Genomic DNA, 21346 nt, shown 5'->3' on the forward strand with positions numbered 1-21346 from the left:
CGATGAGCCCGCAACCAGGGAGGGCGACGAGGCCGAGCAGCCCCGTCCGGCCCCGACGCGCCCTGCGCGCCCGGCGGTTGTCGGTCGTCGCCGCGACCGTCCTGGTCGCCGGGCTCGCCTCCGGCGCCGGCTCGCGCGCCGACGAGGCCCGCCCCCCGGTCGCCCTCGCCTACGACTGCCCCCTCCCCGAGGGCGCGCCGTCGGGGAGCACGCGGGCGACGGTCGAGGTGGGCACACGGGCGCCCGCCGCCGTCGACCCGGGCGAGCCGATCGCGCCGGGCCCGGTCGACCTGAGCGCGACCCTCCCGTACGACGAGCTGGAGCCTCTCCTTCCCGAGGGCACGACGGCGGTGACCGGGGAAGCCGCGCTCGCCGTGCGCGTCCGGCAGAACGACGAGAGCGCGCAGACGAGTTGGGCGCCGCTGACCACCCCTGACGCCACCCCCGTGCCGGCCGAGGGCGGGGAGCTGCGGCTCGACCACACCGGGCAGGTGCCGTCCGTGACGGTCGGCGCACCGGGCGAGGTCGCCTTCACGGCGGGTGAACTCGCCCTGGCCGTCGGCCCGTCGGGGGACGCCGGTGCCGGGGACGGGGCCGGATCCGTCACCCTCACCTGCGCCCTCGCCGAAGGGCAGGACGGGCTGCTCGCCGAGGTGACGGCACGACCCGGCCCGGGCGACGGCGGCCCGGGCGGCCCCGGCACGGAAGAGCCGGGGGAGGAGCCGAACCCCGACGAGCCCGGTGCCGGGATCGACGTGGGCGGGCGAGGAAAGGCGGCCGCTCCCGTCGACGGCTGCCCCGACGAGTGGCCCGAGGGCGAGGTCGACCTCACGGACGCGCCGCCTCCGCTCCCCGGCACGGTCTTGCGCCCGCCGGTCGGCTCCCAGGCCCCGGTGTGCGCGTACGCCGTGGGCTTCGGCACCGTGCGCAAGCTCGACGGGTCGATGATCATCAACGATCCGGGGCGGGAGCCCGCGCTCATGAACATCTGGGCCAACAAGCGGATCGTGACGTCCGTCGGCAAGCCGCTCTACACCAGCTTCGGCTCGCTCGGCACGCTCGAACTCCCGGACGCCGAGACCGCGTTCCTCGCCTTCGGCTTCACCCCGGTCACCGCGAAGGTCCGATTCGAGACCGGACCCATCAGCATCGGCACCGGAACGGTCGGTTCCCCGCCCAGCAGCCAGAACTACGCCTTCGCGAGCTTCGAGCAGCGGCTGCGCATCCATGACGTGAAAGTGAACGGAACACCCCTTGACGTCGGCTCGAAGTGCGGCACAGCCAAGCCCTACCGCGTCACCCTGCGCGGCTCCTTCGGCCCGGGCGGAACGGGCAGCTACAAGAACGTCCTCCAGGGCGGCCTGCTCACCGCGAAGGTCGACATCCCCCGCTTCTCCGGCTGCGGCTCCGCGGGCGAGGACCTGGACGCCCTGTTCACCGCGGCCATCAGCGGACCCGGCAACAGCATCGCCATGAACCAGGCCCAGGTCTGCTCGCCCGCGGGCGTCGGCAGGCCCGGCTGCCCCGCCGTCGTACCGCCCCTGCCGAGCCTGACCCTGCCCCCCGACTGACGCGCCCCGCCCCGGCCTTCGGGAACCTGCGCATTACAGCCATCTCCAGGAACTGTGGTGTACACCACACACCCGGTGCTCTAGCGTCAGGACGTAGCCATCGGTTCGCACCTGACGGCGTACGAGGGGGCCACCCAGCCGCCCCCGTGGGCCGTGTCCCCCCACCGGGAGCCCTGACAGCAAGGACCGGATCATGTCCCTGCCAGCTCAGTCGTCGGACGTGGACGATTCCATGGGGCACCTGCCCAGGGAGTTCGCGGCCATCATGCGGCCCGAACTGCCCAGTCTCGTCCACGAGATCGGTGTCGACGTCATCCGCGCCTTCCCCGAGTACGCGCAACTCCTCAACGGGCCCAACGCCGGCTCGATCCGGCTCGGCGTGGAGCGCAGCCTCACCGCGTTCGTGGACCGCATCGCCGACCCCACGTCGTCCACCGCGGCCCGCGACGAGATCCTGCGCACCTTCGGCCGCGTCGAGGCGTACGAGGGCCGCGACATCGAAACCCTCCAGGGCGCCTACCGGCTCGGCGCCCGCGTCGCCCTGCGCCGCGCCAAGTCCGTGGGCCACCGCTACGACCTCTCCCCGACACTCCTCCTCACCTTCGCCGACGCGCTGTTCACCTACGTCGACGAGCTGGCGGCGCTCTCCCGCGAGGGCTACACGGAGGCCCTCGCCCGGGTCGGCTCGCCCGCCGACGTGCACCGAAGACGGCTCCTGCACCTGCTGCTCGCCGGCACGCCGCTCACCCACTCGACCATTGGCGAACTCTGCGAGCAGGGCGGCTGGCCGCTGCCCGACCGAGTCACGCTCGTCGCCCTGCGGGACCCCGTCCCCGAACAGGTGAGCGCGGGCCTCGCGCCCGACGTCCTCGCCGACCTCGGCGCCCCGCAGCCCCACCTCCTCCTGCCCGGCCCGTTCACCGCCGAACGGCAGGCCGCCCTCGACGTGGTCGCCGCCGCCGTCCCGCTGGTCGTCGGGCTCACCGTGCCGACCGCGCAGGCGGCCGACTCGCTGCGCTGGGCACGGCAGTTGCTGCAGCTCGTCGACGAGGGCGCGGTGCCCTCCGCCCGGTACCTGGACTGCGCCGACCACCTGCTCACCCTGTGGCTGCTGTCCGACCCGGCGCTCGTCGCGGAGCTCGCCGCACGCGAACTCGCCCCGCTCGACCAGGCGTCGGGCACCCGCCGCGCCCGCCTCGCGGAGACGCTGCACGCGTGGCTCACGACCCGCGGCACGGCGGAACAGGTGGGCGAGACCCTGGGCGTCCACGCCCAGACGGTCCGCTACCGCCTCCGCACCCTGACGACCCTGTTCCCGGGCCAACTCGACGACCCGACCCACCGCTTCGCGATCGAGGCGGCGTTGCGGGCACGACATGTGCAGGGCGGTGCGGACAAAGGGCCCCGTTAGGGGTGCGGGGCTGTGACATCAGCGGCTCCGCCGCGGGGCGCGAGCAACCACGACGGCGGGAAGGCCGAAATGACGCGCAGCCCGACCGCACGCCGCCCCATCCGTGTCGCAGTTGGGCCGAACGGGTGAGTTGGCGTAAGAATTGGCCGGTACAGACAACGAGTGCGAGCCCGGACGGGGTGGGGCAGTGAACAGCTACGGCCACGACGCCACTGATGAACAGTGGGAGGGGCTCGCCCAGGTCGTGCCGCTGCGCAGCAGCAACGAGTGGCCGTCCTGGCCTGGCCACCGGGCCATGCCGGAGGCGCAGCCCGACAACCGGCGCCAGTTCGTCGTCCACCGGGTCAACGTCTTCGCGGACGCCCGCGAGGTCGCCGAGACCCTGATGGCCGAGATCCCGGTGCTGCTCGACCTGTCCGGCGCGGAGAGCGAAGTCGCCAAGCGCGTACTGGACTTCAGCAGCGGCGTGGTCATGGGCCTCGGCAGCGGCATGCACCGCGTCGACCGGAACGTCTTCCTCCTCACCCCGCCCGGCACGGACGTGCAGGGCTCCGCCGAGGAGGGCGCGACGGCCCCCCGAGGCTGACGGAACCAGCCGCTCCGCGCCGGTACGAGCCGCGCCTGCCCCTTTCGTGCGAACCGTCTCCGGACGGAACGGTTCCGCACGAGCGGCCCTGCGTACCGTCCCCGCCATGACTGTGCTCCCCGAGCGCGAACCGGCCGAGGACGAGGCCGACCCCCACGAACCCGAACCCGAACCCGAACTCGCACCCGCCCCCGATCTCGGCCGGGAACGCCGCCCTGCCCTCACCGAACTGCGGCTCTCCGCCTTCCGCGCGCACCGCGGGCTCGCGCTCCCGCTCGCCCCCGTCACGCTCCTCCAAGGCCCCAGCGGCAGCGGCAAGTCCAGCGCTCTGGAGGCGTACGAGGCCCTCGCCCGGCTCGGCCGCGGCCGCAGCGTGTACGAGGCGTTCCCCGACGCCGCCGCCTGCGTACCGGAACGCGCCCGCCCAGACCGGCAGCGGCGCCGCGGATTCCGCATCGGCTGCACGACCGACGGCCCCGCGGGACCCGTACGCCTGGACCTCGCCGTACAGGCCGAACCCGATCTGCGGGTCGTCGGCGAGCGGCTGACCGCGCCGTGGGGCGTGCTCTTCGAGACCGCGCTGCGCGACCCCTCCACCCACGTCGTGCAGGCCGCCTGGCACACCGCCGGCAACAGCGCCGTGATCCGCGCCCCGCTCCCCGACGACCGCCTCGGCACGGCTCTCGTCCCGCTGCGCGTCGCGGGCAGTACGGCGGCGCAGCGCCGGGTGCTCGAGGCCGCAGAGCAGGTCGTCGTCGCCCTGCGCTCCGTCTTCCCCTGCGACCCGCTGCCCGAGCGGATGCGGGCCGCGGCCCCGGTCGGCGACGGCGTGCTGCGGTCCGGGTGCGACAACCTCGCGGAGGTGCTGCGGCGCACCCGCGCCGAGTGCGGGGCCCGGCACGCGGCGCTCGTGGCCGCCGTCGGGCCCGGCTGCGCGGGACCGGTCGCCGACGTGGTCCTGGAGGTGCTCGGCGACGGCACGGTGCGCGGCGTACTGGACCGCGGGCCCGGCCGCCCCGCGACGCCCCTCGCACGGCTCGGCGACGGCGAGTTGAGGTTCCTGGGCCTCGCCCTGGTCCTCGTCGCCGGGCGCGGCGTCCTCGCCCCCGCGCCTCCCGGGGAGCCGCACCCGGAGGCGCCCCTCACCGTCCTCGCCGACGGCTTCGCCCGCGCCCTCGACCCCGCCCAGTCCCGCCGCCTCACGGAACTCGCCGCGCGCGCCGGGGGCGTACGAGCGGGCGTACGAGGGGACGGGCGGGCGGACGTACGGCTCCTCGGGGCCGTGAGCGACGCCTCCTGGGCGTGCGGGGTCGACGGGGTGGAGGTGGTAGACCTGAGACGTGACTGACCTGGACGTGAAGCAATTGCAGCGCAGGCTCGCGGAGTTCGCCGCGGCGCGCGACTGGCAGCAGTACCACACCCCGAAGAACCTGGCGTCGGCGCTCAGCGTGGAGGCCGCCGAACTCGTCGAGATCTTCCAGTGGTTGACGCCCGAGCAGTCGGCGAACGTCATGGACGACACCGAGTACGCCCACCGCGTGACCGACGAGGTGGCCGACGTCCTCGCGTATCTGCTGCAGCTCTGCGAAGTGCTCGGGATCGACGCGCTGGCCGCGCTGGCCGCGAAGATCGAGCGCAACGAGCAGCGTTTTCCGGTGGGTTCGGCCGAGCCGAAGATCCCTCGTCGTCACTCTGCGGAGTGATCGACAGCGCTGGATTCGAGTTTCTGTCCAGAGATTTCCGTATTCCCCTGGTCTTTTGGTCTGATTACCTTCACTCTGGGTAGTGGACTGGAAGAGTGTGATGGAAGCTGACTGATCGACTGTCGGTACGCATCCGTACGATCCGGTCCAACGGACTTGCGGGGAGCGGCAGTTCGAGCAGGCGGGCGGTCACGCGCCACGGCGGAACGGGGACGGCAGATGGACGCGGTGCAACTCATCAGGGAGACCAGAGGGGCGCTCGCCCGCGGCCACGACGCGGCGTCCCTCATGACGGAGGCCTGGCAGGCAGAGGCGCTCGCCCAGGCGATCGGCAGCCGCCTCGCGGTGGGCGGACCGCCGCCCCTGCGCGGCGAAGGGCTCGCCCTGAGCGAGGTCAGCGGCCGCGGCTGCGGTGCCCTCGCGGCCGCCCACCCCGGTACGGCGGCGATACGCGCGGCCCACCTCACCGAGATCAGCGACCCGAGGGCCACGCTGACCGGGCTCGGCGGGCTGCTCGGGGAAGTGGGCATCGCGCTGGTCGGGGTGTGCTGCTCGGCCGAGGGGGAGGAGCACTACTGGAGCTGCGTCGAGGCGATCGATGCCGCGGACGAGTCGCGGGATCGGGTGCTGGAGATGTTGCGGCGGATCGCGTTGAGCGACGAGCGGGGCGAGGGCCTGTCGACCCCCGACACCCGGACCCCTCCCTGAACGCGGACGTTCCTCACGGGCCCTGGCCCGTCCCCCTTGCTCCGCACCTGCTGCCGGGCCTTCCGCCCTGGCCCCTTGCCTCACCCTTCGGGCTCGATCTTTTCCCCTCCCCGCCCCTTCCCGAAAGCCTGCGGCGCCGTCGTGGCCGCTCGCGCAGTTCCCCGCGCCCCTGTCGGGGCACGACATCCCTCCGGCCGCTGTGCCCACCCACGGCGGGTCGGTCGAAGATGGGAGCCTCTCCGGCGATTGAGGAGCCGGGGTTCGGGGGCGGAGCCCCCGAGCCGGGAGTGGTCAGGACTCCTCCGCCTCCACCGGCTTCGGGATCAGGAACGACGTCGCGAACGCCGCCGCGAGGAGGGCTACTCCGGCGAGCATCCCGGCCGTGTAGCCCGCCGGCGAGGCGGGATCGTCCGGCTGGAACGCCGTCTGGACCGCGTACAGGACCGCGAAGCTCAACCCCGCGCCCAGGTTGAACGCCCCCGCGTTCAGACCCGGCAGGAAGCCCGGGTTCGCACGCGGGGAGAGCACGATCCCGAGGCCGTTCAGGACGATGTTGCCGATGCCCGCGTACGTGACGCCGATCAGGATCGACGAGGCCAGAAGCAGCGCCCGCGACTCGCCCTGCAGCGTGACGATCATCAGGCCCACCATCGCCGCGGCCCCGATCAGCCCGATCCGCAGGATCCGCCCGTACCCGTACGTCGCGGCGAGCCGCCCGGCGAGCGGGCCCATCGCGAGGCCGGCGAGCGCGTACGGCGTGAGCGTCCACCACGCCGAGGCCTCCGCGGTCATGCCGAGGCCCGCGTCGGCGTCCTGCGCGAACGCCGGGATCAGGCCGTTCATCACGGCGAACACACCGGTCATGGTCAGGACCGTGGTCAGGAGCAGCGCCCACGTGGAGCGCCGCCGCAGGTGCCGGGTGGCGACCAGCGGGTGCGGGCTGCGGTTCTCCGTACGCCAGAACAGCGCGAAGGCGAGCGCCGAGAGCGCGAACAGCCCTGCCACGAGGCCCCAGTTGGCCGCGGCCAGCTTGCCCGCCTCGTTGAGGGCGATCAGGGCCGCGCCGACCGACACGACGAGCAGGGCGACGCCGGGCCAGTCCATCCGCGGCACGTCGACGTCGGCGCGGGACGCCACCGACTCCGGGGTGAGCGTGGCGACGAGCAGCGCGGCGAGCGCGGCGACGACGGCCATCGCCCAGAACACCGACTGGAAGCCGAAGTGGTCGGCGAGCCAGCCGCCCGCGATCGAGTCGACGCCCGCGATGCCGCCGTTGACGGCGGTGACGACGCCGAGCAGCAGCCCGTACCGCTTCGGGTCGTGCACCTCGTGACGGAGCATGATCAGGCAGAGCGGCACCGTCGGCCCGGACACGCCCTGCACGACCCGGCCGGCGAACAGCAGCGGCACGTTCGTCGCGAGCGCCGCGATCACGCAGCCGACGACCATCAGCGCCATCATCCCGGTGAGCACCTTGCGGCGGCCCACGAGGTCGCCGAGGCGCGGCAGGAAGAGGGAGAACAGTGCCGCCGACGTGAAGAACGCGGTCTGCGTCAGACCGACCTCGGCCGCGGTCGCGCCCAGCGACTCCTCGACGTTCTTCAGGGCCGGGCTGAGCATGCTCGCGTTCAGCTGGAACGCGAAGCACGCCGCGAGCAGGGCCGTCATCAGTACGGCGATGCGGCGGCCGCTCCCGTTCCGGCCGGGCGTCTCGTCCGAAGTGGGGCTCGTGGCGGGGGAGTTCACGCGTCCACCTCGCCGATCCGCTGCAGGGCGTCCACGACCAGGTCCCAGAACCGCTGGTGGTCCAGGTCCACGGCGACCTGCGTACGGCAGTCGGCCGGGGCCGGGGCGCGGAAGTCCGTGACCGTCATGCCGAGCGTGAGCGAACCGGTCAGCTCGATGTCGACGGGCGCCTTGCGGACCGTCATCACGTCCGGGTCGATGACGTACGCGACCGCGCACGGGTCGTGCACCGGCGGCGCGGTGAAGCCCTGCGCCTCCAGGTACATCGCGCCGAAGAAGTCCAGGAGTTCGGTCACGAACACGGCGGGCTTCGTGCCGACCTTCGCGATCCGCTCGACCACCTCGGGCGTGGCCAGGGCCTGGTGGGTGAGGTCGAGGCCGACCATCGTCACGGGCCAGCGCTCGTTGAAGACGATGTGCGCCGCCTCCGGGTCGATCTTGATGTTGAACTCGGCGACCGGGCTCCAGTTGCCCTGGTGGAAGCCGCCGCCCATCAGGACGACCTCGCGCACCCGCTCCGCGATCCGCGGCTCCTTGCGCACGGCGAGCGCGATGTTGGTGAGGCCCGCGGTCGGTACGAGGGTGATCTCGCCGGGCTCGTGGCTCATCACCGTGTCGATGATGAGGTCCACGGCGTGCCGCTCGTCGAGTGCGAGCGTCGGCTCCGGCATCACCGGGCCGTCGATGCCGGACTCGCCGTGGATGTCCGGCGCCGTCTCCACCGCGCGGACCAGCGGACGGGGGCAGCCGGCGGCGAACGGCACGCCGGTGATGTTCGCGATGCGGGCCACCGAGAGGGCGTTGCGGGTGACCTTCTCCAGGGTCTGGTTGCCGACGACGGTGGTGACGGCGACGAGCTCGACGTCCGGGTTGCCGTGCGCGAGCAGCAGGGCGATGGCGTCGTCGTGCCCGGGGTCGCAGTCGAGGATGATCTTTCGGGGCATCGCGGAACCTCTTTGTCCACCGGCGGAAAACGTTCTCCGGGGAGGATGGCCAGGGGTCCGAATTCTGTCAAAGCGAGACAGCGGAGACAGCGCTGAACGGCTGATAACGTTTTCCGGAACCTGCTGGACGAACGGACGGAGCCGGGCGTGACCGACGCGACGCTGCGCGACGTGGCCCGGGCCTCGGGCTGTTCCGTCGCCACGGTCTCCCGCGTCCTGGCCGGCACCCGCCCCGTCGGCGCCGAGACCGCCGCACGCGTCCGCGCCGCCGCCGAACGCCTCGGCTACCGCCCCAACCACGCCGCCCGCGCGCTCCGCAGCCGCGCCACCGGCACCGTCGGCCTGGTCCTGCCGCAGATCACCAACCCCTTCTACCCGGCCCTGGTCCGCGAGCTGACCCACGCCCTGCACGCCGACGGCCGTGCCGTCCTGCTCGCCGACTGCGACGACGACCCGAAGGCCGAGGCCGAGCACATCGCCGACCTGCTCGCCCGCCGCGTCGACGCCCTCCTCGTCATCCCGGCGCACGAGCGGCGCAGCCGTACCGCCGTGGCCGCCGCGGCCGAACGGGTCCCGCTCGTCCTCATGGACCGCGGCTGCGGCACCGGCCTCGCCGACTCGGTCGCCGTCGACAACACCGCGGGCACGGCCCTCGTCCTCGACCACCTCGCCGCGACCGGCCGCCGCCGCGTCTGCTTCGTCGGCGCCGACGGCACGGCCTCCGCGGCCGCCGAGCGCAGGCTCGCGTACGAGAACGGGGCGGGCGCGCTCGACCCGGACGCGCCGGGCCGGGTGCTGCTCGGCGACTTCTCCGTGGAGTGGGGCCGGGCCGCCGTCGACGAGCTCTGGGAGCGGCGCCCGGACGCTCGCCCGGACGCGCTGGTCTGCGCGAACGACCTGATCGCGGTCGGCGCCCTGCAGCGGTTGCAGCAGCGCGGCGTGGACGTGCCCGGCCGGGTCGCGGTCACCGGCTTCGACGACATCCCGATGGCCGCCCTGTCCGCCCCCGGCGTCACCACGGTCCGTCAGCCCGTGGCCGAACTCGCCGCCGAGGCGGCCCGGTTGCTGCGCCGCCCACCCGACGCGGGCCCCCGCAGACACCGCTCCATACGGCTCGCCCCGGACCTCGTCGTACGGGAGTCCAGCGCCCCGCCGTCCGAGGGGGACGGGCCGGGCGCAGGGCAGGACAGTGCAGGGCAGGACAGTGCCGGGCAGCGCAGTGCAGCAGGCAAGAACGTGACCGCAAGGCTGGAGGAGGCGCAGTGATCGCCGTCATCGGAAGTCTCAATCTGGATCTCGTGGCCCCGGTGCCGCACCACCCCGTCCCCGGGGAGACCGTCCTCGGCGGGGACATCGTGCAGCACCCCGGCGGCAAGGGCGCCAACCAGGCCGTGGCCGCGGCCCGGCTCGGCGGCGAGGTCGCCTTCGTGGGACGCGTGGGCGACGACGCCGCCGCCGACGTGCTGGTGGACGCCGCCCGCGCGCAGGGTGTGGACACCACCCACATCCAGCGCACCGAGAGTGTGCCCACCGGCCGTGCGTTGATCGCCGTGAACCCGGACGGCGAGAACTCCATCATCGTCAGCCCCGGCGCCAACTCCCGCCTCACGGCCGCCGATTGCGAGCACGCGGCGGCCTCGCTCGCCGCGGCCAAGGTGACCGTGCTCCAGCAGGAGGTCCCGGACGCCGCCAACCACGCCGCCGCGCGCCTGGCCGGCGGGCTCGTCCTCTACAACCCGGCCCCCGCCGTCGAGGGCGCCGTGCCGCCCGCGAAGGTCGACCTGCTCGTCCCGAACCGCACCGAGCTGGCCGCGCTCACCGGCACCCCGGAGGCCCGTACGGTCGACGAGATCGTGGCCGCCGCACGGAAGTTGAGCGGTGCGGGCGCCGTCGTCGTCACCCTCGGCGGGGACGGCGTGCTGCTCCTCGAAGGCACGGCGAGCCTGCACATCCCCGCGTTCCGGGTGACCCCGACCGACACGACCGGCGCGGGCGACTCCTTCTGCGGCGCCCTGGCCGTCGCCCTCGCCGAGGACCGCACGCTGGAGCAGGCCGCCCGCTGGGCCTGCGCGTCGGCGGCCATCAGCACGACCCGTACCGGAGCGCAGCCGTCGTCGCCGTCCCGCGACGAGGTGGAGGCGTTCCTGGCCGCACAGGGCTGACGGCCTGCAGGGTCGAGGGACCGTGCAGCGCTGGGCCTCGGCGTCGGGCGGGCCGGTGCAGGCACCATGCAGGATGGACTCCATGGATCTGCGTATCTTCACCGAGCCCCAGCAGGGGGCCACCTACGACACTCTGCTCACCGTCGCCAAGGCCACCGAGGACCTGGGCTTCGACGCCTTCTTCCGCTCCGACCACTACCTGCGGATGGGAGCGAGCGACGGCCTGCCCGGGCCGACCGACGCCTGGATCACCCTGGCCGGCCTGGCCCGGGAGACCCGCCGCATCCGGCTCGGCACGCTGATGACGGCCGGCACGTTCCGGCTGCCCGGCGTGCTCGCCATCCAGGTCGCGCAGGTCGACCAGATGTCCGGCGGCCGCGTCGAACTCGGCCTGGGCGCAGGGTGGTTCGAGGAGGAGCACACCGCGTACGGCATTCCCTTCCCGAAGGAGAAGTTCGCCCGGCTCGAGGAGCAGCTGGAGATCGTCACCGGACTGTGGGGCACCAAGGTCGGCGAGACCTTCGACTTCGACGGCAAGCACTACCGGCTCGCCGACTCGCCCGCGCTGCCCAAGCCCGCCCAGGACAAGATCCCGGTTCTCGTCGGCGGCCACGGCGCGCAGCGCACCCCGCGCCTCGCCGCCCGGTACGCGGACGAGTTCAACATTCCCTTCGCGTCGGTCGAGGACAGCGAGCGCCAGTTCGGCCGGGTCCGCGCCGCCGCCGAGGAGATCGGCCGGCGGCCCGACGAGCTGGTGTACTCCAACGCCCTGGTCGTCTGCGTCGGCAAGGACGAGGCCGAGGTGGCCCGCCGGGCCCGGGCCATCGGCCGCGATGTCACGGAGCTGCGCGCCAACGGCCTGGCCGGCTCGCCCGCGGAGGTCGTCGACAAGCTCGGCCGGTACGCCGAGACCGGATCGAGCCGCGTCTACCTGCAGATGCTCGACCTGGACGATTTGGACCACCTGGAGCTGATCTCCTCGCAGGTGCAGTCGCAGCTGTCCTGAGCCCGGCGGCCCCCGAGCCCGAGCCCGGTCCCGGCCCTCGCCGCCCCGTTCGCTAGGGTGTCGCGCCGTACGCGCCCGGCGTTCGCGGGCGGCGAGGGCGAGGGGGACCCATGAACAAGGTGCGCAGCGGCGGTGCCACGCACTGGATACACGCGGGGTGCAGCCTCGCCGTCGGGGCGGCCTCGCTCCTGGTGCTCGCCGTGAACTGGTTCGACGCGACCACCGCGGGCGCCGTCGCCGCCGCCGTGGCCCTGGTCGGGCTGGTCCGCGAGGCACAGCACGGCGACGTGTCCCGCCGCCGCGTCCTGCATCTGGCGGGCCTGCTGATGGGCCTCGCAGCGGCCTGCGCCGGCCAACTCGCGCCCGGACTCCTCGGGTTGCTCGCACGCTGAGCGCCACCCCGCGTCCGTACGGCGGCGGATCTCCCGTACGGCCGGGGCTCTTCCGTACGATCGCGCGCCGCGTCCCGGGTCCTTAGGATTCGGGTGTGGCTGACATTCCGGATGAACTGATCAAGCTGGAACGCTTCGCGGACGAGGAGCGGGCGAAGCTCGCGGGTCTCTCCGGCGCGGACTACGAGGCGCAGCGCGAGCGATGGCGGCAGGCCGTCGAGAAGGCGCAGGCCGCGATCGGCCGGCACGCGGAGGCGACGGGCCGGAGCCGGAAGTCGGTCGAGGAGGACGTCCAGAAGGCCTCCCGCGAGGTGGAAGAGGACCCGGCGGAGTAGCGGCTCAGCCGGCCGCGGGCGGCTGCTCCCTCCGTACGGGCGTCAGCTGCGGGCGTTTCGCCGTGTGGCCGTCGCCCGAGGAGTGGCCGGTGAGGCGGCGGCGGAGCCACGGGCCGAGGAAGTCCGCGGTCCAGCGGACCTCGGCGGCGAGGACGCGCACCGCCGAGGGGCGTTCGGCGGGCTCCAGCGGATGCGTCCAGGTGGCGTCGCTGCCCGGCAGGGCGAGGGCGTGCGCGACGGCGGCGGCGATGCGCAGATGGCCGAGCGGGCTCGCGTGCAGCCGGTCGGGGCTCCACAGGCGCGGGTCGGCGACGACCGGGTGGCGGTGGGTCTCGGCGACGACGACGCCGTGCCGGTGCGCGGCCGTGCGGATGCGGTCGTTGAGCGCGGCCACGCGCGGGCTCAGCGGCCGGGCGAGCGGGGTGAGGCCGGCCGGGTCGGGGAACGTCAGGGTCGCGACGCGGGCTCCCTGCGCGGTGAGCGCGGCGAACATCGCCTCCAGGTGGCCGGCCACCGCGTCCACGTCGCACCGCGGCCGCAGCACGTCGTTCACGCCCGCGACCACCGTCGCCAGGTCGGGCCGCAGCGCGAGCGCCGCGTCCAGCTGCTCCGCGCGCACCTGCCCGGCGAGCCGTCCGCGCACGGCCAGGTTCGCGTACGTCAACTCCGGGCTGTGGGCGGCCAGTTGCTCGGCGAGGCGGTCGGCCCAGCCGCGCAGGCCGACGGTCTCGTCGCCGTCGCCGAGCCCTTCGGTCTGACTGTCGCCGAGGGCCACGTACCGCACGTACGGCTGGGGTGCCGCGGGGTCAGTCATCGGTGGTCGTCCCCTTCCGGGAGGCTGCTCCGGGAGGCCGCCTCGTCCTGGTCACGGCGGGCGCGCAGGACCGCGACGGCGCGCTCGCACCACTCCACGTTGCCGCGCTCGAACGCGAGGCCGCGCAGGCAGGTGAGATACGGGCCGATCGGGCTGCCGTCGCGCAGGAACTCCTCCTCCGTGCGGTCGCCGCGCATGGTGCGCAGCAGGCGCTCGAAGAGCTCGACCTTGGCCTCCGCGAAGCCGATGCGCTCGGTGAGCTGCGCGATCAGGGTGCCGGTGTCGACGCGGCCGGCGGCCTGCACCTTGACCATCAGGTCGTCGCGCAGGACGGACGGCTTGGCGGCGGCGGCCGTGAACTTCTCCAGCTCGGCGAGCCCCGCGCCGGTGACGGTGAACAGCCGCTTGTTGGGCCGGCCGGTCTGGACGACCTCGCGTCCGGAGATCAGCCCGCCCTGTTCGAGCCGGGCCAGCTCGGCGTACAGCTGCTGCGGCTTCGCGTACCAGAAGTTGGCCACGCCCAGGTCGAAGGCCTTGGCCAGCTGGTACCCGCTCCGCTCCTCGTCGAGCAGCGCCGCGAGCACGGCATGGCGCAACGTCATGGGCTCGGCTCCTTCGTGTCCGTACGGGCCTGTGGCCTGTGGTGGCTCTGGCTCTGGTCAGAGGTGAGACCGTCATGATACTCAAGAAACTGACTAGTCACATTCATGACTATGACGATGGCCATGGCTATGGCTATGGCCAGTGAGGAGCAGCCACAGTGACGACGACGCTGACGCCCGAGCGCACCACGGACCGCTTCCAGGAGGCCGTCCACAAGCGCGAACTCGGCGCCCTGGACGAGCTGTTCACCGAGGACGTACGCCTCTACAGCCCGGTGAAGTTCACGCCGTTCGAGGGCCGGTCCGCGGTCCGCGGCCTCTTCGGTGTGCTGATCCGCACGTTCGAGGACTTCCGGTACGTGGGCCGGTACGCGGGGGCGGCCGAGACCAGTGCGGACGGGGTGGAGTGCCCGTCGACGGTGCTGCTGTTCCGGGCGACCGTGAACGGCCGGGAGATCCACGGCATCGACCTGCTGCACTTCGCGCCCGACGGCCGCGTCAAGGAGTTCACGGTGATGGTGCGCCCGCAGTCCGCCGTACAGACCCTCGGAGAGGCGGTGCTGGCGGGCCTCGTGGCGGACGGGCTCGCCCCGGCCCGGACGGCCTGAGTGGCGGGCGGCTCGGGCCGGGCGAACACTGGCTGGAAGGACTGCCTCCGCCTCTGTAAGGACCATGACATGGGCTGCCTCAACCGCAAAGACCTCGGACTCCTCGCCATCCGCCTGGGCACGGGCGGAGTGCTCGCCGCACACGGCGCGCAGAAGCTCTTCGGCTGGTTCGGGGGCGGCGGGCTCGACGGTACGGCGCAGGCCATGGAGGCCATGGGGTTCAGCCCCGGCCGGCAGAGCGCGATCGCGGCGGGCCTCGGCGAGGCGGGCGGCGGGGCGCTGCTCGCGATCGGCGCGGCCACACCCGCGGCGGGCGCGGCGGCCGCGGGCGCGATGGCGGGCGCAGTTGCGGTGCACCGGCCGGCCGGGTTCTTCGCGATGCAGGGTGGCTACGAGTACCCGGCCTACCTGGGCCTCGTCGCCGCGGGCGTCGGCCTCGCCGGGCCGGGCCGCTACTCCTTCGACCACCTCACCGGCCACCGCCTCGACCGCCCCGCCACCCTCCTCCTCGCCTTCGCGGGCAGCGCCCTGGCGGCGGCGGTGGTCGTCGCCCGCAGAGAACGCGCGCTGCCGGCTCAGGGGGAGGGGGAGCAGGAGGGGGAGGGGAAGCAGGAAGGCGAGGGGTAGGACGGCTGGGGCAGGGCGGGGCGCGGGGTCGGGCTCATCGCGGGGGATGCGGGGCGGAGGGGGCGCGTGTCTCGTCCCTCCGCTTCGACTCGAAGGCGTCGCACATCAGCGTCACGGCGAAGGACCCCGGCTGCACACCCGTACGTACGGCCCGGAGGTCGGTCGTCACCGTCCAGTTGCCCTTGCGGTGCGTGAGCGCCGAGCCGGAGACGGGGCGGACACGGCGCCAGCCGTCGTCGGAGCGGACGCGGGCGAACGCGGCCTTCACGTCGGACTCCGCGGTCGCGGGGTCTGCCCGGCCGAACAGATGCTCCGTGCAGGTGGTGGAGATCTCCTCCGCCGACCGACGCCGCACCGCGACACCCTCCGCGGCCAGAGCGGACGTCAGGTCGGCGACGACACGCTCCGCCGAGGGCGCGGGCGCGGTCGGGCGCGGCGGCAACGGACCGAGGTCCTGAAAGGGGTGGGCGCAGGCGGACAGAGCCAGCCCCGCCGCCGTCACCGGCAGGAGGCCCCGCAAGACCGCCGCTCCTCGTGCCGCACGTCCTTCTCCCCGCGTCCGCATGACGACTTCCCCCGAAACGTGAACTCCGCAGTCCGGCGTGGTGCGGCTGCCGGGCCAGTGTCGCACTCCCTTGCAGGTCAAGGGAGTTGGGCGGCCGCATTCATGGCGGACGCCGGTGCTCGCGCGGTGGGCGGCAACTCGGGTGCCGATTTGTCATCGGGCTGCGAGTATCCGGCGCGTGGAGATGCAGCAGGGCAAGATCGTGAAGCGGTGCGGGCCGGAGGTCGGCTCACTTGTGATTCGGCGGGCCGTCGGCGGTGATGCGGACGGGCTGGCCGAGGTCTGGCTGCGCTCGTTCGCCGCCGCGTTGCCCGGGGTGCGGCGGGCGCACGCCGACGAGCAGGTGCGGGCCTGGTTCCGGGCGGTGGTCGTACCGGAACTGGAGACCTGGGCGGCGGTCGTCGACGGTGCGCCGGTCGGGCTGCTCGTCCTGGACGGCGACGAGGTGGACCAGCTGTACCTCGACCCGCCCTGGCGTGGGCGCGGCATCGGGGACCGGCTCGTCGAGCTCGCCAAGGAACGGCGTACGGGCGGGCTCGCGCTGTGGACGTTCCAGGTCAACGCGCCCGCGCGGCGCTTCTACGAGCGGCACGGCTTCGTCGCCGTGGAGTGGACCGACGGCCACCGCAACGAGGAACGGGAGCCGGACGTCCGCTACGTCTGGCAACCGGAACGGCCGCTGCCGCCTGGAGGCTCAACTGTCAGTGGCGGCACGTAGGTTGGGGGCATGTCGATCTCAGTGGGACTCAGTATGGAAATGTCCGGGTTGCGGCCGGGCGAGGAGACGCAGCGGGTGTCCGCGGCCGTGAGCCGGTTCGCGGCCGAGCACGACCTGGACAGAGACGTGGCCGTCTCGGAGGACGTCGCCGGGGGCCGGGTCTTCGTGGAGAGCGACTACCCCATCATCGTGACCGGCTTCGGCGAGTGGTCCGAGCGCATCGAGAACGCCGCCCGCCGGACCGTGCACGCCCTCGCCCCCACCGCGGAGGTCTCCGTGCGCTGGAGCTTCGACGACGAGGACGACTGAGGCCGACGAGACCGACGAAGCCGACGAGACCGAATTAGAGGATGCCCGCACCGAACGGAAGGGACAGGGCACGTGGGGCGTGATGAGCGGGAGGTCGTCGCGAGGGCGGCGCGGCTGCGCGCGGCGGCGCAGTCGCTGCTCGCCGACCACACCCGTGCGGTCGACACCGTGCGCACGGCACTCGCGCCGCTCCACGACGAGGAAGTCGCCCGCGAGCTGGGCACCATCCCCGTCGCCCGGCTCCAGGAGCTCACCGAGGGCAGACTCCGCCTCGGCAGCGTGGAGAACGGCGGCTTCCGCACGGTCGGGCAGATCGTCGAGGCGGGCCCGTACCGCCTGCGGCAACTCCCCGGGGTCGGGCAGCGCACCGTCGAGCAGATCTTCGCCGCCGTACGCCGCCTCACCGAGGCCGCGCGGGAAACCGTCGCCGTGCACATCGACGTCGACCGCCCCGAGCCCCGTACGACCGAGCTCGTCCGCGCGCTGCACGTCCTGGTCGAGGCCGGACCCGAAGCCCGGCGTGCCGTGGACGCCGCGGGCGCACTCGACGCCCGGCTCGGCCCGCTGCTCGACGACGCCCGGCCCGCCGCCGGACGGCTGCGGATGCTGCTCGCCGGGCGGGAGAAGAAGAGCCGCGCGCTCACAGCCGTCGCCGAGCTGCGCACGCTCGTCGACGAGGCCGAACAGGCCGGTGTGCACGAGCAGTTGGCGCAGGCCTCCGTCGACCTGCTGCGCGGCCCCGGCACGGACATCGCCGCCTGGGTCGACTTCGAGCTGCGCTCCGCCGAGTACTACAGCCTGCTCGCCGAGATCACCGGCCGCGCCCCCGACGCGGCCGCCGCCGAGGGCTTCCTGCCGGACGAGATCGCCGACCAGGTCCGGGCGCAGGGCCTTGACGACACCCACCGGAGGGTCTCCCTCCGCGGCTATCAGGCCTTCGGCGCCCGCTTCGCCCTCGCCCGCCGCAAGGTGATCCTCGGGGACGAGATGGGCCTCGGCAAGACCATCCAGGCCATCGCCGCCCTCGCCCACCTCGCCGCCGACGGCCGGTCCCGCTTCCTGGTCGTCTGCCCCGCCAGCGTCCTCGTCAACTGGACCCGCGAGATCGAGGCCCGCTCCACGCTCCGCCCCACGGTCCTGCACGGCCCCGACCGGCAGGAGGCGTTCGACGACTGGCAGGGCCGCGGCGGCGTCGCCGTGACGACCTTCGACGCGCTGCGCGGCTTCCCCGTGCCGGGCGGCGACGAGGTCGCGCTGCTCGTCGTCGACGAGGCGCACACCGTCAAGAACCCCAAGGCCCTGCGCTCCCAGTCCGTCGCCCGCTGGGCCGAACGCTGCGAGCGCGTGCTGTTCATGACGGGCACGCCGATGGAGAACCGCCCCGCCGAATTCCGCAACCTGGTCCGGATGCTCGACGGCGACGTCGCGGACGCCCTCGGCGACAAGGACGCGCTGGTCGGCTCGGTCGCCTTCCGCCGCGCCGTCGCCCCGGTCTACCTGCGCCGCAACCAGGACGACGTCCTCACCGAACTCCCCAGCCTCCAGCACACCGACGAGTGGGAGACGCCCAGCGCCGCCGACGAGGACGCGTACCGCGAGGCCGTCATCGACGGCAACTTCATGGCGATGCGCAGAGCCGCGTACGCCCGTCCGGAGAAATCCGCCAAGCTCGGCCGGCTCCGCGAGATCGTCGAGGAGGCCGAGGCCAACGGGCAGAAGACGGTGGTCTTCTCGTACTTCAAGGACGTCCTCGCCGCCGTCGAGGAGGCGCTCGCCGCGGACCCGGAGGCCGACGCGCCCGTGTTCGGCCCGCTCTCCGGGAGCGTCCCGCCCGGCCGCCGCCAGCAGACCGTCGACGCGTTCGCGGCCGTACGCGGGCCCGCGGTGCTGCTCGCGCAGATCCAGGCGGCGGGCGTCGGCCTGAACATGCAGGCCGCGTCGGTCGTCGTCCTCTGCGAACCCCAGATCAAACCGACCATCGAGCACCAGGCCGTCGCCCGCGCCCACCGCATGGGCCAGGCCCGGCCCGTCCACGTGCACCGCCTGCTCACCACGGGCGGCGTCGACGAGCGCATGGTCCGGATGCTCGCCGACAAGACCCGCCTCTTCGACGCCTACGCCCGCCGCAGCACGGTCGCCGAATCCACCCCAGCCGCGACGGACACCACGGCCGCCCCCGCCACGGAAACAGACCTCACGGACGCGGAGTTGGCCCGCCGAATCGTGGAGGAGGAGCAGGCACGGCTGGGCGTCGCGGCGAACGGCGGTGCACCGAAACCACCCACAACGCAAGCCGAGCCGGCCGCGCAGCGCGACGCGAGCGAGGCCCCCGAGCCCTCCGCAGAACCGGCTGACAAGGCACCTCCGGCACCGGCCACCGGTACGACTGCAGGACCGGCTGCCGGGCCGATTGCCGGACCGGCCGCCGGGCCGACTGCAGAACCGGCTGCAGGACTGGCCGCCGAGCCGACCGCAGGACCGATTGCCGAGTCGACCGCAAGACCGGCCCCCCAGCAGCCCCGCGAGTAACCCTCAACAGGCCCCGCCCACCCCGGGGTGGCCCGAGCACCGCGCCGCGCCCGCCCCAAAAGGTGGCCCGAGCAGCACGCCCCGCCCCGGGGGCCCGAGCACCGCGTCTCGCCTGCCCTGGAGTAGCCCTCAACAGGCCACGCCCGCCCTCGGGGGCAGCCCGAGCAGCACACCCCACCCGCCCCGCAGCTCCCCGGCGTTCGCCAAGCTCGACCCCACGCGGGCGTGCCGTGTCGAGCAGAGGGGAAGGTGCCCGGCCGGGCCTCGCACCGCCAGCGAGGAGCAGCGAACAGCCCCGCGGCAGACGCGCGTTCAGCCCTGGCCGCGGTGTGTGATGTGCCCGCCCGTCATCGTCAACGCGACCGGCCCCTCGGCCAGTTCGTCCGCCGGGGCGTCGACCGGGTCGACGGTGAAGGCCGTCAGGTCCGCGCGGCAGCCCGGCGCGATCCGGCCCGCGATGTCCTGCTCGCCGGTCGCCCGTGCGGCGTGGGACGTGTAGCCCTCCAGGGCCATCAGGGCCGTCAACGCCTGTTCCGCCAGGACCGGTTCCACCTCCGGGCGGCCGGGGAGGCGGCGGAGGCGGGCCGTGGCGAGGACCTCGCGCGGGTCGTAGTGGGCGATCGGCCAGTCCGAGCCGAGGACGAGCGTCGCCCCGGCGTCCCGCAGGTCGCGGCAGCGCCACGCCCGCCCGGCCCGCTTCTCGCCGACCCGCAGGGACCACTCGTCGGTGTGGTCGGCACGGGTGTACGCGGTGTGCGTGGGCTGCATGGACGCGGCCACGCCGAGCCGCGCGAACCGCTCCAGCTGGCTGGTGGGCACGGTCTCGATGTGCTCGATCCGGTGCAGCGACCGCGCCCCGGGGTCCGTCAACTCCTCGACGGTGTCGAGGACATGGCGTACGGCCGCGTCCCCGATGGCGTGCGTCGCCGTGCGCACCCCGGCCCGCGCGAGGTGGTGGACGGCGGCGGTGTACGCGGCCGGGTCGGGCCAGAACGCGTCCGTGCCCTGGCCGTGGCAGTCGGCGTGCTCCAGCCAGGCCGTGCCGCCCTCGACGGTGCCGTCCATGAAGAACTTCACGCCGCCGACCCGCCAGTGCAGTCCCCGTTCGCGCTGCAGCTCGACCAGGTGGTCCAGGCCCGCCCGGTCCGTGCCGGGCATGCACCACGGGTGGATCCGCAGCCGCAGCGGCAGCGCGCCCGCCTCCTCCTCGCAGCCCGCGAGCAGGTCGAGCACGCCGACGCCCTGCAGGTCCATGACGTGCGCGCCGGTCAGTCCGGTCGCGGCCATGTCGTGCAGCAGCTTCAGGAGCCGGGTCCGGCGCACGGACGGGTCCTCGGCCGGGAGCACCGGCTGCATCAGGTCCATCGCGGCCATCTCGACCAGGTGCCCCGTCGGCCGCCCCGACGGGTCGCACACCACCTGCGCGCGCTGCGCGAACTCCCGTGGCCCGTCGATCCCCGCCGCCGCGAGTGCCGGGCCGCTGGCGAGCGCCGAGTGGCCGTCGTACAGGCGCAGGAACGCCGGTACGCCGCCGAGGGCCGGGTCGATCAGGTCGTGGTGGACGGGGCGCCCGCCGAACGTGTTGTGGTCGAGGCCGTACCCGAGGACCCATTCGCCGGGCGCGGCCGTGCGGGCGGCGTCGGCGAGCGTGGCGCGCAGGGCGTCCAGGTCGCGGCAGCCCGACAGGTCGAGGCCGGTCGCCATCTCCAGGCCGAGGACGGGGTGGCTGTGCCCGTCGACGAGTCCGGGCGTCAGCGTGGCGCCGCCCAGGTCGACGACCTCGGTGTGCGCGCCGCGCCAGTCCTGTACGTCCGCGGCGTCCCCGACGGCGGTGATCCGGCCGTCCTTGACCGCGACCGCGGTGGCCGACGGCCGCTCGGGGTCGAGGGTGCGGACGCGGGCGCCGGTCAGGACGGTGTCGGCGGCGGCGGACAGCGGGCGGGCGGGCGGCTGGGGCACGGTGCTCGGTTCCTTGCGTGAGGGGTGCGGATGGTGCGGACGTACGAGGGG

The 21346-nt window shown here is 73.9% G+C and carries 22 protein-coding genes; 16 read left to right on the forward strand and 6 right to left on the reverse strand.

Annotated features, from left to right (window positions below):
- Window positions 1-2: 2 nt before the first annotated feature.
- The 6 genes from ACIDOF_RS36540 to ACIDOF_RS36565 all read left to right on the forward strand — a co-directional run bounded on the left by ACIDOF_RS36540 (window position 3) and on the right by ACIDOF_RS36565 (window position 5979).
- Window positions 3-1571, forward strand: a complete 1569-nt coding sequence (locus tag ACIDOF_RS36540; RefSeq protein WP_409010570.1) for a DUF6801 domain-containing protein — start codon at window positions 3-5, stop codon at window positions 1569-1571.
- A 193-nt stretch (window positions 1572-1764) separates the two neighbouring features.
- Window positions 1765-2982, forward strand: coding sequence for a helix-turn-helix domain-containing protein (locus ACIDOF_RS36545; protein ID WP_409010571.1), 1218 nt, complete (start codon window positions 1765-1767; stop codon window positions 2980-2982).
- A 187-nt stretch (window positions 2983-3169) separates the two neighbouring features.
- On the forward strand, window positions 3170-3568 hold the full coding sequence (locus ACIDOF_RS36550; RefSeq protein WP_409010572.1) for a cell division protein SepF: 399 nt from the start codon (window positions 3170-3172) through the stop codon (window positions 3566-3568).
- 106 nt (window positions 3569-3674) lie between these two features.
- The gene (locus ACIDOF_RS36555) at window positions 3675-4916 is read left to right on the forward strand and encodes an AAA family ATPase (protein WP_409010573.1); all 1242 of its coding nucleotides are present in this window, start codon (window positions 3675-3677) and stop codon (window positions 4914-4916) included.
- Window positions 4909-5271, forward strand: coding sequence for a nucleotide pyrophosphohydrolase (locus tag ACIDOF_RS36560; RefSeq protein WP_409010574.1), 363 nt, complete (start codon window positions 4909-4911; stop codon window positions 5269-5271). Before ACIDOF_RS36555 ends, ACIDOF_RS36560 begins: the two co-directional genes overlap by 8 nt.
- A gap of 219 nt (window positions 5272-5490) precedes the next feature.
- Entirely contained in the window at window positions 5491-5979 is a 489-nt protein-coding gene (locus tag ACIDOF_RS36565) for a DUF6099 family protein (RefSeq protein WP_409010575.1), read from the forward strand.
- Window positions 5980-6270: 291 nt separating this feature from the next.
- Here the strand turns inward: ACIDOF_RS36565 and ACIDOF_RS36570 are convergent, their stop codons facing one another.
- Together ACIDOF_RS36570 and ACIDOF_RS36575 are read right to left on the reverse strand one after the other, a co-directional pair.
- A complete protein-coding gene (locus tag ACIDOF_RS36570; protein WP_409010576.1) occupies window positions 6271-7725 on the reverse strand; it encodes an MFS transporter in 1455 nt (484 codons plus the stop codon).
- The gene (locus ACIDOF_RS36575) at window positions 7722-8669 is read right to left on the reverse strand and encodes a nucleoside hydrolase (RefSeq protein WP_409010577.1); all 948 of its coding nucleotides are present in this window, start codon (window positions 8667-8669) and stop codon (window positions 7722-7724) included. Before ACIDOF_RS36575 ends, ACIDOF_RS36570 begins: the two co-directional genes overlap by 4 nt.
- Window positions 8670-8816: 147 nt before the next feature.
- On the opposite strand from ACIDOF_RS36575, the gene ACIDOF_RS36580 reads away from it, so the two are divergent.
- The 5 genes from ACIDOF_RS36580 to ACIDOF_RS36600 all read left to right on the forward strand — a co-directional run bounded on the left by ACIDOF_RS36580 (window position 8817) and on the right by ACIDOF_RS36600 (window position 12564).
- A complete protein-coding gene (locus ACIDOF_RS36580; protein ID WP_409010578.1) occupies window positions 8817-9935 on the forward strand; it encodes a LacI family DNA-binding transcriptional regulator in 1119 nt (372 codons plus the stop codon).
- On the forward strand, window positions 9932-10831 hold the full coding sequence (gene rbsK / locus ACIDOF_RS36585; RefSeq protein WP_409010579.1) for a ribokinase: 900 nt from the start codon (window positions 9932-9934) through the stop codon (window positions 10829-10831). Before ACIDOF_RS36580 ends, rbsK begins: the two co-directional genes overlap by 4 nt.
- An 82-nt stretch (window positions 10832-10913) precedes the next feature.
- A complete protein-coding gene (locus ACIDOF_RS36590; protein ID WP_409010580.1) occupies window positions 10914-11837 on the forward strand; it encodes an LLM class F420-dependent oxidoreductase in 924 nt (307 codons plus the stop codon).
- 110 nt (window positions 11838-11947) lie between these two features.
- Window positions 11948-12229, forward strand: coding sequence for a hypothetical protein (locus ACIDOF_RS36595; RefSeq protein ID WP_409010581.1), 282 nt, complete (start codon window positions 11948-11950; stop codon window positions 12227-12229).
- A gap of 95 nt (window positions 12230-12324) precedes the next feature.
- Window positions 12325-12564: a hypothetical protein gene (locus ACIDOF_RS36600; protein WP_409010582.1), complete on the forward strand. Its 240-nt coding sequence runs from the start codon at window positions 12325-12327 to the stop codon at window positions 12562-12564.
- Between the two features lie 4 nt (window positions 12565-12568).
- On the opposite strand, the gene ACIDOF_RS36605 is transcribed toward ACIDOF_RS36600, so the two are convergent.
- Complete coding sequence (locus tag ACIDOF_RS36605; RefSeq protein ID WP_409010583.1) at window positions 12569-13378, reverse strand: SGNH/GDSL hydrolase family protein; 810 nt, start codon at window positions 13376-13378, stop codon at window positions 12569-12571.
- Complete coding sequence (locus ACIDOF_RS36610) at window positions 13375-13980, reverse strand: PadR family transcriptional regulator (protein WP_409010584.1); 606 nt, start codon at window positions 13978-13980, stop codon at window positions 13375-13377. The genes ACIDOF_RS36605 and ACIDOF_RS36610 overlap by 4 nt, the downstream gene beginning before the upstream one ends.
- A 158-nt stretch (window positions 13981-14138) precedes the next feature.
- On the opposite strand from ACIDOF_RS36610, the gene ACIDOF_RS36615 reads away from it, so the two are divergent.
- Both ACIDOF_RS36615 and ACIDOF_RS36620 read left to right on the forward strand, forming a co-directional pair.
- Window positions 14139-14588, forward strand: a complete 450-nt coding sequence (locus ACIDOF_RS36615) for a nuclear transport factor 2 family protein (RefSeq protein WP_409010585.1) — start codon at window positions 14139-14141, stop codon at window positions 14586-14588.
- Window positions 14589-14657: 69 nt separating this feature from the next.
- Complete coding sequence (locus ACIDOF_RS36620) at window positions 14658-15215, forward strand: DoxX family protein (protein ID WP_409010586.1); 558 nt, start codon at window positions 14658-14660, stop codon at window positions 15213-15215.
- 34 nt (window positions 15216-15249) lie between these two features.
- Here ACIDOF_RS36620 and ACIDOF_RS36625 read toward each other — a convergent pair whose 3' ends face one another.
- Complete coding sequence (locus tag ACIDOF_RS36625; RefSeq protein ID WP_409010587.1) at window positions 15250-15735, reverse strand: hypothetical protein; 486 nt, start codon at window positions 15733-15735, stop codon at window positions 15250-15252.
- A 229-nt stretch (window positions 15736-15964) separates the two neighbouring features.
- Here ACIDOF_RS36625 and ACIDOF_RS36630 point away from each other — a divergent pair, with 229 nt between their 5' ends.
- The 3 genes from ACIDOF_RS36630 to ACIDOF_RS36640 all read left to right on the forward strand — a co-directional run bounded on the left by ACIDOF_RS36630 (window position 15965) and on the right by ACIDOF_RS36640 (window position 19336).
- Window positions 15965-16498, forward strand: coding sequence for a GNAT family N-acetyltransferase (locus ACIDOF_RS36630; RefSeq protein ID WP_409010591.1), 534 nt, complete (start codon window positions 15965-15967; stop codon window positions 16496-16498).
- Window positions 16499-16507: 9 nt separating this feature from the next.
- Complete coding sequence (locus ACIDOF_RS36635; RefSeq protein WP_409010588.1) at window positions 16508-16807, forward strand: hypothetical protein; 300 nt, start codon at window positions 16508-16510, stop codon at window positions 16805-16807.
- A gap of 72 nt (window positions 16808-16879) precedes the next feature.
- On the forward strand, window positions 16880-19336 hold the full coding sequence (locus tag ACIDOF_RS36640) for a DEAD/DEAH box helicase (RefSeq protein ID WP_409010589.1): 2457 nt from the start codon (window positions 16880-16882) through the stop codon (window positions 19334-19336).
- 312 nt (window positions 19337-19648) lie between these two features.
- Here the strand turns inward: ACIDOF_RS36640 and ACIDOF_RS36645 are convergent, their stop codons facing one another.
- Entirely contained in the window at window positions 19649-21271 is a 1623-nt protein-coding gene (locus tag ACIDOF_RS36645) for an amidohydrolase (RefSeq protein ID WP_409010592.1), read from the reverse strand.
- Window positions 21272-21346: the final 75 nt, after the last annotated feature.

This window comes from Streptomyces sp. Da 82-17 (assembly GCF_046098215.1).
Lineage (GTDB): Bacteria > Actinomycetota > Actinomycetes > Streptomycetales > Streptomycetaceae > Streptomyces.

Coding starts and splice junctions, on each gene's coding strand:
- ACIDOF_RS36540 (WP_409010570.1), top strand. CDS start 3: ATGAGCCCGCAACCAGGGAGGGCGACGAGGCCGAGCAGCCCCGTCCGG.
- ACIDOF_RS36545 (WP_409010571.1), top strand. CDS start 1,765: ATGTCCCTGCCAGCTCAGTCGTCGGACGTGGACGATTCCATGGGGCAC.
- ACIDOF_RS36555 (WP_409010573.1), top strand. CDS start 3,675: ATGACTGTGCTCCCCGAGCGCGAACCGGCCGAGGACGAGGCCGACCCC.
- ACIDOF_RS36565 (WP_409010575.1), top strand. CDS start 5,491: ATGGACGCGGTGCAACTCATCAGGGAGACCAGAGGGGCGCTCGCCCGC.
- ACIDOF_RS36575 (WP_409010577.1), bottom strand. CDS start 8,669: ATGCCCCGAAAGATCATCCTCGACTGCGACCCCGGGCACGACGACGCC.
- ACIDOF_RS36590 (WP_409010580.1), top strand. CDS start 10,914: ATGGATCTGCGTATCTTCACCGAGCCCCAGCAGGGGGCCACCTACGAC.
- ACIDOF_RS36595 (WP_409010581.1), top strand. CDS start 11,948: ATGAACAAGGTGCGCAGCGGCGGTGCCACGCACTGGATACACGCGGGG.
- ACIDOF_RS36605 (WP_409010583.1), bottom strand. CDS start 13,378: ATGACTGACCCCGCGGCACCCCAGCCGTACGTGCGGTACGTGGCCCTC.
- ACIDOF_RS36610 (WP_409010584.1), bottom strand. CDS start 13,980: ATGACGTTGCGCCATGCCGTGCTCGCGGCGCTGCTCGACGAGGAGCGG.
- ACIDOF_RS36620 (WP_409010586.1), top strand. CDS start 14,658: ATGGGCTGCCTCAACCGCAAAGACCTCGGACTCCTCGCCATCCGCCTG.
- ACIDOF_RS36630 (WP_409010591.1), top strand. CDS start 15,965: ATGCAGCAGGGCAAGATCGTGAAGCGGTGCGGGCCGGAGGTCGGCTCA.
- ACIDOF_RS36635 (WP_409010588.1), top strand. CDS start 16,508: ATGTCGATCTCAGTGGGACTCAGTATGGAAATGTCCGGGTTGCGGCCG.